At 36.0% G+C, this 14,905-nt stretch carries 17 protein-coding genes and 1 pseudogene; 12 read left to right on the plus strand and 6 right to left on the minus strand.

Annotated elements, in window-relative coordinates:
* The first annotated feature begins 218 nt into the window (after window positions 1-218).
* The 7 genes from NST80_RS10280 to NST80_RS10310 all read left to right on the plus strand — a co-directional run bounded on the left by NST80_RS10280 (window position 219) and on the right by NST80_RS10310 (window position 5,327).
* Window positions 219-650, plus strand: coding sequence for a hypothetical protein (locus tag NST80_RS10280; RefSeq protein ID WP_201061224.1), 432 nt, complete (start codon window positions 219-221; stop codon window positions 648-650).
* Between the two features lie 254 nt (window positions 651-904).
* Entirely contained in the window at window positions 905-1,219 is a 315-nt protein-coding gene (locus tag NST80_RS10285; RefSeq protein ID WP_041817409.1) for a hypothetical protein, read from the plus strand.
* Window positions 1,219-2,307 carry a cell division protein FtsK gene (locus NST80_RS10290; RefSeq protein WP_183138298.1) on the plus strand — a complete coding sequence of 363 codons (1,089 nt, stop codon included), beginning with the start codon at window positions 1,219-1,221 and terminating at the stop codon, window positions 2,305-2,307. The genes NST80_RS10285 and NST80_RS10290 overlap by 1 nt, the downstream gene beginning before the upstream one ends.
* Window positions 2,308-2,310: 3 nt before the next feature.
* Complete coding sequence (locus tag NST80_RS10295; RefSeq protein ID WP_013991317.1) at window positions 2,311-2,910, plus strand: hypothetical protein; 600 nt, start codon at window positions 2,311-2,313, stop codon at window positions 2,908-2,910.
* A gap of 212 nt (window positions 2,911-3,122) precedes the next feature.
* On the plus strand, window positions 3,123-3,737 hold the full coding sequence (locus NST80_RS10300; protein ID WP_021152664.1) for a replication protein: 615 nt from the start codon (window positions 3,123-3,125) through the stop codon (window positions 3,735-3,737).
* Complete coding sequence (locus NST80_RS10305; protein WP_155213268.1) at window positions 3,724-3,975, plus strand: MerR family transcriptional regulator; 252 nt, start codon at window positions 3,724-3,726, stop codon at window positions 3,973-3,975. The genes NST80_RS10300 and NST80_RS10305 overlap by 14 nt, the downstream gene beginning before the upstream one ends.
* Window positions 3,976-4,061: 86 nt before the next feature.
* Window positions 4,062-5,327, plus strand: a complete 1,266-nt coding sequence (locus tag NST80_RS10310) for a site-specific integrase (RefSeq protein WP_013991320.1) — start codon at window positions 4,062-4,064, stop codon at window positions 5,325-5,327.
* 191 nt (window positions 5,328-5,518) lie between these two features.
* On the opposite strand, the pseudogene NST80_RS10315 reads toward NST80_RS10310, so the two are convergent.
* Window positions 5,519-6,768: pseudogene (locus tag NST80_RS10315) on the minus strand (ISL3 family transposase).
* 478 nt (window positions 6,769-7,246) lie between these two features.
* Window positions 7,247-7,855: a CoA pyrophosphatase gene (locus NST80_RS10320; protein WP_002887097.1), complete on the minus strand. Its 609-nt coding sequence runs from the start codon at window positions 7,853-7,855 to the stop codon at window positions 7,247-7,249.
* Window positions 7,856-8,016: 161 nt separating this feature from the next.
* Between NST80_RS10320 and NST80_RS10325 the strand changes: the two genes are divergently transcribed.
* The 3 genes from NST80_RS10325 to NST80_RS10335 are packed head-to-tail and all read left to right on the plus strand — an operon-like array spanning window position 8,017 to window position 9,756.
* Complete coding sequence (locus NST80_RS10325) at window positions 8,017-8,343, plus strand: PadR family transcriptional regulator (protein ID WP_002887098.1); 327 nt, start codon at window positions 8,017-8,019, stop codon at window positions 8,341-8,343.
* Window positions 8,330-8,914, plus strand: a complete 585-nt coding sequence (locus tag NST80_RS10330) for a DUF1700 domain-containing protein (protein ID WP_002887099.1) — start codon at window positions 8,330-8,332, stop codon at window positions 8,912-8,914. Before NST80_RS10325 ends, NST80_RS10330 begins: the two co-directional genes overlap by 14 nt.
* Entirely contained in the window at window positions 8,911-9,756 is an 846-nt protein-coding gene (locus NST80_RS10335) for a DUF4097 family beta strand repeat-containing protein (RefSeq protein WP_118172353.1), read from the plus strand. The genes NST80_RS10330 and NST80_RS10335 overlap by 4 nt, the downstream gene beginning before the upstream one ends.
* Before the next feature lie 37 nt (window positions 9,757-9,793).
* On the opposite strand, the gene NST80_RS10340 is transcribed toward NST80_RS10335, so the two are convergent.
* Window positions 9,794-12,163 carry a YhgE/Pip domain-containing protein gene (locus NST80_RS10340; RefSeq protein WP_183138299.1) on the minus strand — a complete coding sequence of 790 codons (2,370 nt, stop codon included), beginning with the start codon at window positions 12,161-12,163 and terminating at the stop codon, window positions 9,794-9,796.
* 128 nt (window positions 12,164-12,291) lie between these two features.
* Between NST80_RS10340 and NST80_RS10345 the strand changes: the two genes are divergently transcribed.
* On the plus strand, window positions 12,292-12,831 hold the full coding sequence (locus tag NST80_RS10345; protein ID WP_002887102.1) for a TetR/AcrR family transcriptional regulator: 540 nt from the start codon (window positions 12,292-12,294) through the stop codon (window positions 12,829-12,831).
* A 75-nt stretch (window positions 12,832-12,906) separates the two neighbouring features.
* Here NST80_RS10345 and NST80_RS10350 read toward each other — a convergent pair whose 3' ends face one another.
* Window positions 12,907-13,269, minus strand: coding sequence for a DUF1304 domain-containing protein (locus tag NST80_RS10350; RefSeq protein ID WP_002887103.1), 363 nt, complete (start codon window positions 13,267-13,269; stop codon window positions 12,907-12,909).
* A 115-nt stretch (window positions 13,270-13,384) separates the two neighbouring features.
* Between NST80_RS10350 and NST80_RS10355 the strand changes: the two genes are divergently transcribed.
* On the plus strand, window positions 13,385-13,573 hold the full coding sequence (locus NST80_RS10355) for a hypothetical protein (RefSeq protein ID WP_002885644.1): 189 nt from the start codon (window positions 13,385-13,387) through the stop codon (window positions 13,571-13,573).
* Between the two features lie 213 nt (window positions 13,574-13,786).
* Here NST80_RS10355 and rpsD read toward each other — a convergent pair whose 3' ends face one another.
* Together rpsD and NST80_RS10365 are read right to left on the minus strand one after the other, a co-directional pair.
* Window positions 13,787-14,398, minus strand: coding sequence for a 30S ribosomal protein S4 (rpsD, locus tag NST80_RS10360; RefSeq protein WP_002885833.1), 612 nt, complete (start codon window positions 14,396-14,398; stop codon window positions 13,787-13,789).
* 198 nt (window positions 14,399-14,596) lie between these two features.
* Window positions 14,597-14,899, minus strand: coding sequence for a Veg family protein (locus tag NST80_RS10365; RefSeq protein ID WP_002885699.1), 303 nt, complete (start codon window positions 14,897-14,899; stop codon window positions 14,597-14,599).
* Window positions 14,900-14,905 lie beyond the last annotated feature (6 nt).

A 14,905-nucleotide genomic window follows, 5' to 3' on the forward strand; every position in this document is an offset into this window, starting at 1 on the left:
AAATTTCCCCTCTTCCTTATAAAAAATTTAATAGTCCTAACTGATGCGCATCAAACGGACGGATTGAAACGAATATGATAACTCAGGCGATAAAGGTCGAGTTTTACATATATCTGTTTATCCGTTTATTTGGTGTGTCTTTTTTGCACCTATCGGTATTCAGTACAGTTCATATTAGTTTCTTTCTGTCCAAACACAGGACTCAGAAAGGAATTCTTATGGCAATTAAAAAATTTAATGACCGTCTTACTCCAGAGGAGAAAAAGGAACTCGAACGCTGGGATAAATTTCTACGTAATGACAATAAAACATTTGCAAATGCAAATCGTCGTGACCGATATCACAATCTCGGAAGTCTTGATAAAAACATTTCCATTGATGGACGTAATACTGACCTATATGAGTTAATAGCTGATACCTCTCCCAACAGTGAAGAAGTTTGCTTACAAAATGAAATGTTAGGACTCATAGCCAATTTCATTGAAACTTTAAATTCAAGTGACAAAATCATCATGCAAGGCAAACTAGCCGATAAGCCTATGTCATCAACTAAATTGGCCAAGCTTACTGATCTTAGCGATAAAACCGTAACAGCTCACTTTAAAAAACATCAAGAAGCATTGCAAAATCTTTTAAAAGATTATGTCTAACACCTAAAACTGATAATCAGATAGATTATCAGTTTTTTTGTGAAATGCTCCGAATTTAGACAACCGAATCTCCTTAAAGATAGGAAGAAAATAAAAAAATATTTTCAAAAAACTCCGAAATTCATCTCCTGAATCTCCTATAAGATAGAAAGGAAAAATTAACAAGTCCAGCTTCATGACCTTAAACCGAGCATGTCAACTTTACTTTAAAACAAAACACAAAATAGAATACACGAGGTATTTAAACTATGAAAATGAAACCACAGTACCGCAAAGGTGGATACTCAAAACAAACAGCAGAACAATACGTTAACCTTCAAGCTCCTATCTACCTGCTTAGTGACGAGCTTGAACCGCAACAAAAATTTGAAGATGGTAAACCAACTGGTGAAATTATCGCTTACAAAACATGGTTTGGTCAAAAAGGACTCCCACCATTTCAAGTGAAATTTCTTGAAATGCCTACACTTCCTGACTACCTTTCTCTCGTTAGTTTTGATAACTTACAAGCATGTGAAGTCAACTATAATGTTTACTTCAAAGCCGATGCATTGAGAGAGGTGAAATAATGGTTCAATCTCTTACAAAAAGAGAGTTGGAACAATACCTGTTACAGAGCCTAAATATGGCTTTAGGCTCTTTGCTACAGGGTGAAACGTCTTATACCAACTCATTTGATATTGCAGTTAAAGAAGATGGCTTTATCTTTATTCCTCGTCTTCCTTCCGGATTCATCATTGATGATGACCTATATCAAAAGATTTTCTTAATCGCTAATGCATCACTCTATCCACAATACACATTATTAAAACAAAATTCTGCTTACTTTGTCGCACTGAAAACAGATGACATTCATGTTCAGCGTGGGCTGTACTTTCCTTGGAAAAAAGGGATTTCTGAACGTCTAGTAATTTCCAACCTTGAGCAATTCACCTCATCTCTAAAAAGTAATGATATTCCTGTCATGAAAAATCTAGTCATTAACTATGATAAAGTAACTTCCGTTGCTATTGCTGGAAACTCGGGAAGTGGGAAAAGCTATACTCTGACTTATCTATTAAGTGTCCTTAAAAATATCTCTGACCTGATTATCGTTGACCCCAAATTCGACACTCCTTCACGCTGGGCAAAGCAGAATCAAATTGCTGTTATTCACCCTAAAGAAAATCGTTCAAAATCTGACTTTGTATCAGAAATTAATGAAAGTTTAAGTCAATGCCTATCTATTATTCATAAGCGTCAAGGGATTCTCTTTGAAAATCCACATCATGAATTTAAACATCTAACTATTGTTATTGATGAGGTACTTGCCTTATCAGAAGGTGTCAATAAAAATATCAAAGATTCCTTCTTCTCCTTACTATCGCAAATTGCTTTATTAGGACGAGCAACAAAGGTCCATCTGCTCCTTGTCAGTCAGCGATTTGATCACAATACAATTCCTGTATCAGTACGAGAACAACTCAACGTGCTCATTCAAATAGGTAACATCAATAAGAAAACTACTCAATTCTTGTTTCCAGACCTTGACCCTGAAGGCATTGTTATTCCAATCGGCAAAGGCACAGGACTTATTCAAATTATTGATAATGAACATCCATATCAAGTATTACCCTTACTTTGTCCAACATACTACACACAGAAAGGTATTTTATAGCTTATGCAAACAACATATTTCCAAAAATTTTTCAATCTATCTGCTTTACTATTTCTTACAGCTACCCTAAGTGCATTCTGCACAATCTTCTTTGGAATTAGTATGAATTCCTTAAAAGAAATCACCTATTTAATCTTTATTTATCACTTTACAAATATAGTGTTCTGGATTAGCCTATCAATTTCACTTATCAGTTCTCTTATTTTCATTTTGCTCATTAGTCGTGAAATTAATAGACGACAAGAGGAAGACAACCTATCAAATCTATGTAAATCCATTAAACAAACCTTGTCAATCCGTATTTTTCTACATCAAAGCGAACTCTCCGAAGCAGTAACTACAACTGAACAAGCAAAAGTAACACACTACAATCCTGTAAACAAATACTTTAACCAAGCAGTTCGAAAAGCAATTGTAGACATTCGAGAGAATAAAGTTACTCTGTTGATTCATATTCCTAAAACTCAACAAGCAACAAAAATTCTAAAAGATGTGGAAATGCTTATAAGCGAAGAAATTGCCAACCGTAACCCTAGCTATTACTTTTCACACCCTGAGCGGAAAGGGAAATGGCTGTACTTTATCGGAACTAAACGAAAATAGATAAAAGGAACGGCGCTGTGGCTCACGTAGTGAAAGCCAAACAGCGCCGTTTTTACCGTGAAATTTAGGATTAAGTGGGGTTACTACGACCCCCACTTAATCCAATAATCAATAATCAAAAAATCAAAATTTTTCTCAAAAGACTCCGATTTGTACCTTCCCAATCTCCTAATAGATAGAAATAAAAAAATTGAAAGCGAGGAATTTTTCCTATGGCAAAAGAACAACGTTCCAATAAATGGACTTTCCTATTTTATAAGGAAAGTGCACCAGACAACTACTTAGAAACCCTAGAGGAGATTCATGTTCCATTTGTACTGTCGCCGTGGCATGACAAGGATGTAAACAAAGAAACAGGAGAATTTAAAAAGGCACACAAGCATGGAGCATTCTTTTTTGATTCTCTCAAAAGTTACTCTCAGGTGTCGAAACTTATCAAAAATAAACTTAATGGTCCTGCCCACGTTGAACCTGTAATGTCACCCAAAGGGTTATACGACTATTTTATTCATGCGGAGAACCCTGATAAAACTCCTTACGAAATTGAAGATATCGAAAGTGGATGTGGGTTTGAACTGGATAAATTTCTAGTACAACAAAATACTGATGATTTTACAACCAAGGTCATTGATACGATTGAACGAAAGGACTTCACAGAGTTTGAAGAACTGGTATGGTACGCCCGAGATAATAATACCGCTCTACTGGAACTAATCATTGAACGAACCTACTTTTTCGCTCGTTATCTTGATTCACGTCGGCATAATCCGAAACGTCTAGAAAAAGTAATTAAAGAACAGAAAGGAACAGCTGATGGACATTATTAAACTAAACCAAATTGAAGAATTACTGAACACACTTATTGCCATCATTCAGAAAGGACTTAAAAAAAATAGTTTCTACGGAATCGTCACACAAAAAGAACTTTTGAAAATTTTACAGATTTCTCCAAATACTTTGAAATCATGGGAAAGCAAAGGTTTGAAACGGCTTGAACCACCAATTGAAGGAACACGTACCATTTATTACAAAATGGAAGATGTTATTGACTTTTTAACTATTTAACTTCAAAATGTGCTAGAATGAAATTATCAAACAAAGAATGTGAGGGTTCTATTCTAGCCTTTTGATTGTCCGAAGAAAGAGGCTCTATGAGTAAAGAAATCATTCAACACAATAATAAAAAGATAACAAAAATCACCAAACAAAATGGTGATATCAGCTATTCACTCAAAGGTGTTTATATTGGAACTGATGTAAAGACAGGTAAACGAATCACCAAAACTATTACTGCTAAGACATTGAAATCTTTAGATAGAAAAATTGTTGAAGCTAAAATTGATTTTGAAAAAGCTGGCTCTACTATTAAAGAAACTATCCAAATTGATAATTTTGAAAGTCTAGCTGAAATATGGTTTAGCAACTTCAAAACTTGGGTATCATCTCAAAACACCATTAACCGAGTTAGAGGCTATCTTGATACCTATATCATTCCACAATTTGGAGAATACAAACCTGAACAGATTGAACCTGCTGATATCCAACTTTGGGTAAACAAATTAGCTGAAAAAGCAAAGAAGTACGTTGATTCCGGGGTGAAACGTGCCCCAAAAGGGAATGCTAGAGATTTTGGGGCAATAGCTCACAAGGTTAGTGATATTTTTGACTTCGGTATTACAAATTGTGGACTAACTACTAATCCTGCTAAAACAATTAAAATTCCTCCAAAACCAAAATCTAACAAAGAGCGTGTCATGGTACTTCATGATGACGACCTGAAACACTGGTTGTCTTACCTTGAAAGCTTGCCAAATACAAGAGCAAATAGACGCTTTAAGGTCATTTGTAACACACTATTAGCATCTGCATTACGAATTAGCGAGTTACTAGCGTTAGAAATTACTGACCTTGACTTTGAAACCAATGAAATTCTTGTCAGTAAAACTCTGATGTGGAAAACCGCAAATAAGAAACTAGGTAGCAAAGGGGAAATGATTTGTAAAAAATCTCCCAAAACAGATTCTGGAAATCGTAGAGTTGCTGTTCCACTTTCAGTCATAGAAAGCCTCAAAGATTTTCATGAAGAAATGACTATCTATTTTGAAAAACACGGTCTACCGAAGTCCAAGCTCATCTTTCCAACAATTTATGGTAACTATATGTGCGATAGAAATGAAAGAGCAACCCTTAAAAAGCGATTGTCCGCTTTAGGACTACCCGATTATGGTTTTCATTTATTCCGCCATACACACGCTTCTATGATGTTAAATGCAGGTATGAACTGGAAAGAGTTGCAACATAGAATGGGACACAAGTCAATCAAAACAACTATGGACACATACGCTGAACTAGCACCTAAAAAGAAATTTGAGGCAGTGAATATTTTCTTAAATAAAATGGAAGAACTAGCAAATTAATTTCATCACTACCTTTAACACTACCTTTTTACTTCAAAAGCCCATAATCCTTGATATGACAAGGTTTATAGCTTAATCATTTAACCCTTACTGAAGTAAAATAATTGAATTAAAAACCATGAAAATAAGATTTTCATGGTTTTTCTATTACGGCTCTTTGTCAACTGTAGTGGGTGACGAAAAGCTAACATCTAGAGAGGACCTGATAGGTCTTCTCTTTTTTTATGTTTAGAGTGATGAAGACACGTTTCTTAAAGTTGATGAAGTTTCTAAAACCGAAGCCCAACCGTTTGATGTCTTTAATCAACTTGTTAGTCGCTTCGAGTTTCGCGTTTGAATAGTCAGTTTCTAGCGCATTCTTGATGTATTGCTTGTGTCTAAGAAAAGTCCTAAAGACCGTTTGAAAGTAGTGATTGACCTTACTCATGTTCTCCTCTATTAACTCAAAAAATTCATCTACCCTCTTCTCCTGAAAGTGAAAAAGCAAAAGCTGATAGAGGTTGTAGTCATTAGCGAGCTCTTCTGAAAAGTCTAGAGTCTTCTCAACGACTTCATGTGGTGCTAAAGTTTGTCGGAAAGTCTTTGAATAAAAAGAGCTGAGAGATAACTTACGGCTGTCCTTTTGGAAGAGTCGCCAGTGATTTTTCAAGGCTCGATAGGGTAGTGACTTCTTATCAAACTGGTTCATAATAGCAATTCTTGTCTTTAAAAAGGCTCGACCAAGGTGCTGGATAATGTGGAAACGATCAAGAACGATTTTGGCGTTTGGAAAAAGTTTTTTGGCTAGTGGCATATAGGTCCCAGACATATCCATCGTGATAAACTGTACCTGTTGTCGGACTTTCAATGGATACTTCAAAAAGTAGTTTCGTATAGTGGTTTGGCGACGATTATCAAGGATGGTTATGAGTTTGTTTGTCTCATAGTTCTGCGCAACAAAAGCCAATTTCCCTTTCTTGAACCCAAACTCATCCCAGGACATAATAGCTGGGAGTTTGTCATAGTGTTCCTTGAAAGTAAACTGGTCGAGTTTACGATAGACAGTGGACGTTGACACGCGAAGTCTTCTGGCAATATCCGTTAATGACACCTTCTCAGTTAGGAGTTGTGTAACCTTTTGTCGGACAAGGTTGGAGATTTGACAGTTTTTCTCAACGATTGATGTCTCAGCTACCGTGACTCTCCTACAATTTTTACACTGGAAGCGGCGTTTCTTCAGACGTAGTAGTGTTGGAGTTCCCGCTTGTTCGAGAAGAGGGATTTTAGAAGGCTTTTGAAAGTCGTACTTGATCATTTTTCCATGGCAATGAGGACATGATGGTGCAGGATAATCGAGTTTTGCTTGAATCTCTATATGAGTGTCAGTTTCAAAAACAAGTGAAATCTTGATGTTTTGGTCTTTAATTCCGATTAATTCTGTGGTATTCTTAATAAGTCTCATAAGTTCTTCCTAATGATGGTTTGGTTGCTTTTTATTATAGGTCTTATGGGACTTTTTGTCTGCATTCAAAAAGCTCTATAATCTCTACAGTGGTTTTACCCACTACAGAAATTATAGAGCCTCTATTACTCAAAGAGGATCTCCTATGACAAAATTAGAAACATTTAGATGGCGTATGTGGCATGTTTATCTCCTTATTTTTATAACCATTCTACTTACAGGTACATTCGTTCGCTATGGTTATAGACTTCAAGCCGCTTATTCCTTAGACGATAGACTTTACGACTATACTAACAAAAAAAGTCACTGTCTACTCTATAGTCGACCACCTAGCTAAAAGCTTCCATATTAATTTTGAAAATCATTTTAGGAATACTCTAGACTCATGTCCCAGAAATAAATTTCACTCCTTTGGTAGCAAATAAACAATGTAATTCATAGTAAAAAAGATCAACACATTATTGTTGATCTTTTATTTTCACTCTAAATCTTTTAGAATATCTGTAAATCTATGTGTAAACATAGCTGTCATCCCCCATATATTTTCTGTCAAGTTTCTGTAGAAAGGAATATGACGTTCACTATACCCAAAATTATATTTTTCTCTGTTTTTTAGCAGGAAAAATGGGAAATCTTTTGCATCACTCAAGGTAGAAGTCACTTTATAATAAATCGGATTCTCTGTCAACAATGTGTCAACATAAACTGTAAACAACCGTTTCACCTCTTCATTTGGATGAATATCCTCCCAATTTTCTATATTTATCTTTCCAACAAAGCAATGGATGGTTCTCCCCTGATGAATCAGATAATCAATCTCTCCCCAAATGTCAATTCGATCAGGAGTTAAGTTTAGTTCCTCACAAGTTTCTCGTATAGCAGCTTCTTGAAAAGTCTCACCGTCTTCGACACGGCCACCAGGAAAAGAGACCTCACCTGGTTGAGAAATATGCTCACTTCGTACTTGGTAAAGGATTTGATACTTATCAGTTTTTACATCATATATCAAGGGTAAGAGCACTGCATAGCGTCCTTTCTCCCCTAGTGGCTTCGGCTCGTAATGAGCTAGTTTATCTTTAATAGTCATAAGAACTCCTTGACTTCATATTATCATAAAAAAGAAGATATCCCTATTGTATAAAATTTTTATATATAAAATATTGACATATCTTTCTAAAAGAGATACACTCAATGTGTAAAATAATTATATATAATTTTTATACATATCTAAAAGCAAAGGAGCACACTATGTATTTTCCAACATCGTCAATCCTGATAGAGTTCCTAATACTAGCTATTATCGATAGAGAAGACTCTTATGGCTATGAGATTAGTCAAACCATAAAGCTTGCAGCTAATATCAAGGAGTCAACGCTTTATCCTATTCTAAAAAAGCTTGAAAAAGCAGGCTATATGACCACCTATAGCCAAGCGTATCAGGGGCGTAAACGTAAATATTACAGTATTACCCAAGAGGGAAAAAATCAACTTCAATTTCTTAATGAAGAATGGTTAACCTATAAAGAAACCCTAGATGGTATTGTAGAAGGGAGATTAAGACATGACAAGGACTGAATATATAGCCAAATTAACAAAATATCTACGAAAATTACCACAAAAGGACTACGAAGAGGCCCTCGAATATTTCATGGAATATTTTGAAGAGGCCGGACCTGAAAATGAAGCTCAGGTTATTGCAGAATTAGGTACACCTAAGGAAGCAGCACATGAAGTCATTAGTCGTCTTCTAGACGAAAAGATTATTGAGGATAAGAGTAGCTTACGTAATAAAACAACTATCCTCTGGATTGCGATTCTAGCTGTTTTAGCCAGTCCAGTCGCCTTACCAATTCTACTACTCTTCCTAGCTATGCTATTGACACTTCTTTTGATTATTTTTGCAGTTATAGTGACTGCCCTAGCTCTTACCTTTGCCTTGCTCATTAGTGGTGTTTACACTTTCTTTACAAGCTTCTCTCTCTTAAATGTTTCACTAGCTTCAACACTGTTTGGAGGAGGTCTAGGTCTATTGATGTTTGGAGGAGCACTCCTACTACTTTTGATTTCATTTGAAATCTGTAAACTTATTGTAAAGCTAATTACCCTATTGATTAAATGGCTCATCAAGAAAGGAAGAAAATCATGAAAACTTGGAAAAAGATTGTCCTCGGAGTGTCTCTTATCTCTCTATTTTTAGGAGGAGGATTAGTAGCTTGGGGTTATAGTCAAGGTGGCTTGACAGATTTACAAAATCAAACTAAAAGTGAGCAAGATTATGTCAAGAAAGAAGTTGAGAACTTCAATAAAATTGATATTAAAAGTAGTAGCTACAATGTGCTTATAAAAAATGGTGACGTTGACAAAGCAACGCTTTCTTACTACCAAAAAACAAAAAATCCAATTGACACATCTGTAAAGGATGGTCAATTGACTATCAATGATAGCAACTCTGAATTAGATTCAACTTCTAACAAACATATTAACTTTTTCGGATTAAAAGATTTAGTAAGGCTTTCTACTCTCAACGAGGAAGTCAGAAATAAAACCATTGTCATTACACTCCCTAAAAAACAAACGATTGATTTTTTAAAGGTTGATTTAGCAACTGGAAATCTAGATTTAAGTAATAGCACCATCAAACAAGCAGATATCAATCTAAATGTAGGGGACCTAACTTTTACTAAAATGATTGTCAGCAACCTAAAAGCTAACCTTGATGTTGGTAGTGTTGATAGTAATCATACACTTTTTACTAACTCAGATTTATCTATTGCAATGGGAGATTACTCTGGAGAGAACCTAATTTTCAATGGTCACAATAAACTTGATATTACATCCGGTGATATTGAACTAGCTCTTAAAGATTACACGCTCAATGTTCAAGCCGATAGTCATTCAGGAGAGGTGGACATCACAAATAACCTTAAGATTTCAAAGGATAACACACTAACCATTACCTCAGACCTCGGTGATATAACTGTTGAATAACATAAAAAGCCAGCTCACATTAGAGCTGGCCTTTAGTTTATTCATTTTCAGACTTTGGTCTATAAATAATAATACCTACAACTAAAAAAATAAGTAAGAAAATGAATAACATACGTACTTGATTTGAGATTTGTCCTGTCATTGAAATAGTTTGACGAAGACCTGATACGGAGTAGGACATTGGTAAGAATGGTTGGACGACCTTAAAGAACTTAGGACTAAGTTCAATTGGATAAGTCCCTGCACTAGAACCTAGCTGCAAAAGGAGCATAATCATAGAAGCAAATGCACCATATCTATCATCCCAACCCACAAGGGCTGTAACGAGCGCCATTAAAGTCCATGCTGCAAGGAGAATCATACCAAATGTAGCTAATGGATGATTTGGTTCAACTCCCACAAATCGAATGGCAATATAAAGGGCAATTGCAGCCATAGTCGTAATGATACCATTGATAAAGAACTTATTCTTAGCCCAATCAAAACGGCTCGTAAAGTTTCTTCCCGTCAAGCTCTTAGCAAAGATAACATTAGTTGAAAGAGCGACAACCATAAGAGAAACAGAAATCATATATGGAGCCATCCCCACACCATTAGTGTCAACGTTATCCTTATCAGTTTTCTTCTCTTTAAGCGGAGCACTAACCATTTTTGCATTGTCTGAGTTTACAGAAACAAGAGATAATTGCTGATTAGCCTTATTTAATGAATCAGATAATGTAGAAAGGTTAGTTGACAGACTTGTCAATCCATTTGTTAAGGTATTTCCGCCCGTTGCTAATTGTTGAGCTCCTGTATTGAGAGCACTTGTACCACTCTGAAGAGTAGCAAAACCAGTCATTAAACTACTACTGTTAGCATCTAGAGTTTGAGCACCACCGGCAATCGTTGACACAGCACCAGTATAAGTTGACAAACCATTTGAAAGTGCGCTTGCACCTGTTGCTAGAGTACTTTGAGCGGTTGACACACCTGATGCCACTTGAGTTGCTCCTGGTGATAATTGATTGACAAGTACTGAATTGACATTAGCAATATTAGCTTGCATTGATGATACCGTTGATGAAGCTACAGGGAGAAGAGCATTCGCCGAACTTGCAATGCCTGAAATAGACGTTTGTAGAGAAGCCAAACTACTTGAATCTCCGCTACTAGTTGTTGTCGTACCTGTCAAGCTAGATAAAGCAGTTGACATACTTGACACATCAGATGCAATAGTTGAAGCATAACTACTAGCTGTAGAGCCTGCATTACTAATTGCCGATGTAATCTCTGCTTGTTGATCTGCCGTCAAGCTTTGATAAGCAGCTGTTCCTTGTACCGCAGCCAAATCATTTGCTTTATCAGTTGCACTAGCTGTTGCTATAGAGCTAGCTGCAGAAGAAATATTTGAAAGATAAGTCGCTATTGAACTTGTATCTACTGATGTTGTTGATGTTCCACTTGGTAATGATGTGTTACTTACCGCTGTATTAAGATTTTGAATTGCTGTATTTAAATCAGTTAAATTAGTTGATAGGGTTGACAACTGTGCTTGCTGTTCTTCGGATAAACTTGTTGCTGTAGCCATTTGACTGAGCGCTGTTGACAACGAATCTGCACCTGTAACTAAGGTATTCATGGCCTCTGCTCCTGATACAAATTGACCTGCAGCAGAATTAACAGCCTCAGAGTTCGCATTTAACTGTGACAAAGCGCCTGACAAAGTTGACACACCTGAAGTATAGGCAGACGCGCCTGAACTCAAGGTATTAACACCTGCAGCCAATGTTTGTGTAGAGCCAGCAAGTGTTCCTAAACCATTTGATAAGGTCTGACTCCCAGACTGAAGTGCGCCTGCACCTGCATATAATTGACTAGCCCCATTCGCTGCAGTTCCCATACCACTCTGAAGTTGAGACATACTCCTAAAGACAGCTCCAACATAAGTTGACGTAATATTTTTAGAAACGGTATCCTTCAACTTAGACATGGCAGAATCGCTCATTTTTGAAGAAACGAAGCTATGTCCTGCTGTTGTTTGATAAGAAATTTCCAGTTTCTTGGGATCATTTGTCAAAAGACTTGCTGCATTACTTGAGAGGTTTTCTGGAAAAGTGATTACCATATAGTAATCACCATCCTCAATCCCTTTTTGAGCTTCATTTTCAGTCACAAAGTGATAGTCTAGATTTTTGTTTTTAGACATATTGTCTACCATATCATGACCAATATTCAGAGTCTTATTCTGGAAACTAGCACTCTTATCTTTGTTCACTACTGCCACTGGTAAGTGTTTGACATTACCATAAGGATTCCACATAGAAGACAAAAAGATTAGATTATATAAAGCAGGTATCAATGAGACACCAATAATAGTTATCCAGAGCTTTGGACTTTTAAGAAGAGCCTTTAATTCTGCTAACATATTTCTCCTTTTTAGACATTGTGTTTATTTTTATGATATAATCAATTATAAACTCATTTACCTGAAAATCAATGTTAAACAATCGCTTTTTGGACACATAGTCTAAAAGTGTATAAAAGGAGATTTGTATGTCAAAAGATCAAAGACGCGCGCAAACAAAAAAAGCTCTTTTAGATGCTTTAGTAATATGTCTTGAAGACCAAGATTTCAATGATATTACTACCATTCGTCTGGTTCAAACAGCAGGGATTAGCCGTTCGAGTTTTTATACCCACTACAAAGATAAATATGAAATGATTGATAGTTATCAGAAAGAGCTTTTCCACAAGCTAGAGTATATCTTCGATAAATATGAAGGAAAGAAAGAGGGAGCCTTTCTCGAAATCTTTGAATTTCTCACTCGTGAAAAGCTCCTATCAGCTCTATTGTCTACCAATGGATCAAAAGAAATTCAAGATTTTCTGATACATAAACTTCAGCGTATGATAGCTGAGGACTTCATTGATCCCACTGCTGAAGAAAGAGATCTCAAAGGATTCGAGAAAGACTATGCCAGTATTTATTTTGCGCATGCTATTTTTGGCGCTTGTCAAGCCTGGATAAATAAAGGAAAAAAAGAATCACCTCAAGAAATGACAGACTTTCTTCTACGATTTATTCCACAATAAAATAACTTCAAAAGCATAAAAAAGCTGCAAACCATTTCAATAGTTAAAGCAGCTTTTTCTTTTACAATAAAATCCTTAAAATATGGGAATGATAAGTGAAAGCAAGGTCAAAATTGCGGGTCCGCCTTGCGTTAAAATAATTTTCTTATTGGCAGTTATAGCACCATAAATAGCAGCAAAGAAAACATTGAATACAAAAACAGTTACAAGTAGCTGACTATTTGTAAAAATCCCATACAAGAGGAATACAGCAATCAAACCATTGTAAATTCCTTGATTTTTAAATAAGTTTGTAACAGAATCACGTTGAAGTTCTTCTTTGCTCATATTGAAAACACGACTAGTCGTGTCTGAATGTGTCGCAAAAGTTTCCAAATACATGATATAGAGATGCTCCAAAGCAACAATCCCAGCTAAAATTAGTGTAATAATAGACATAGTAGCCTCCTTCTTAAATAACTTTGATAGTATATCAAAAGTGAACCTTTAAAACAACATGTACGTTTCATACAATTTGAAATATGGTAAAATAAAGAATGAAAGAGAGGTTCTTATGACAAAGACAGAAGTAATCCAACGTCTCCAAAAAGATCTGGGAATTCCCAGATTTCAGGCTTATATAGAGGATAAAGATTACTCCGAAGAGGAGTACGACCAACTAAAAAAAGATTTTGAAGCCTATTTCACTAACTACGTTTCAAATGTTTCAGCAGATTTTGAAGGCGGATTGGATAATAAATAATTTATACCTGAAAATCATCTATTATCATATTTCCCCCCTAGTCACTTGTATTAGACTAGGGACTTTTTTTATTAGAAAACAAAAAAGCCGCCTCATTCTATGAGATGGCCATGGAATCAATCTAGCAAATATCTAAGCAAACCCAAAAATCAACGATTTAAGATAAATAAAAAAGCCCATAACAACGGGCTTTTTGCAAAATGAATCTTAAAATTAAAGCATTTTGTTGTAGAATTCAACGACAAGTGCTTCGTTGATTTCTGGGTTGATTTCATCACGTTCTGGAAGACGTGTCAATGAACCTTCAAGTTTTTCAGCATCAAATGATACAAATGCTGGACGTCCGATAGTAGCTTCTACTGCTTCAAGGATAGCAGGAACTTTAGCTGATTTTTCACGAACTGAGATTACTTGACCAACTTCAACGCGGTATGATGGGATATCAACACGTTTACCGTCAACAAGGATGTGACCGTGGTTTACGAATTGACGTGCTTGACGACGAGTAGTTGCAAGACCGAGACGGTAAACAACGTTGTCAAGACGACGTTCCAAAAGAACCATAAAGTTGAAACCAAGTGTTCCACCTTTAACTTTAGTAGCTTGTACGAACAAGTTACGGAATTGTTTTTCACCCAAACCGTATGAGAAACGAAGTTTTTGTTTCTCAGCCAATTGCAAACCGTACTCTGAAAGTTTTGAACGGTTGTTTGGACCATGTTGACCTGGTACGTAGTTACGACGTGCCAATTCTTTACCTGTGCCTGTAAGTGAGAAACCAAGGCGACGTGATTGTTTCCATGATGGACCTGTATAACGTGACATTAATAATGTCCTCCTATAAAAAAATATTTTTAGGAAATAACGTTTTAGATAAACCTGATTCGTTCAGAAAGACTTCGCCCAAACAGCAAAGGTTACTTTTCTAGCCGACTTCCTGTTGACGAGCTTCATTTTATCCTGCTATTATTTCACATACTTTGATATTCTACCACGAAAAAAAGCCCAAGTAAAGGCTTTTTCTTATTTATTTTCGATTTCAGCTTGTTCCTCAGGACTCAAATAACGAATGAGAGTCTTCTCAGTCAAAATATCTGAATATGTGTAAGATTCAACATAACTATTATTAATAGCTCCTGCTTGGGAACTGAAGTCTTGATATTCAACAATAAACAATGATGGATAAACTTCTGTTAATCGACCAATTTTATTCTTTTCACGTTTACGCCCATTCTCTAGGGTCAATTCTACTAGCTGACCTTCATGTGACTTAATAGCTTCCTTGATGTTTTTCATCTTAGCAACATCTGCAAATGCATCACTCATATATAT

The sequence above is a fragment of the Streptococcus sp. FSL K6-1323 genome, from assembly GCF_038630745.1.
Taxonomy (GTDB): domain Bacteria; phylum Bacillota; class Bacilli; order Lactobacillales; family Streptococcaceae; genus Streptococcus; species Streptococcus salivarius_D.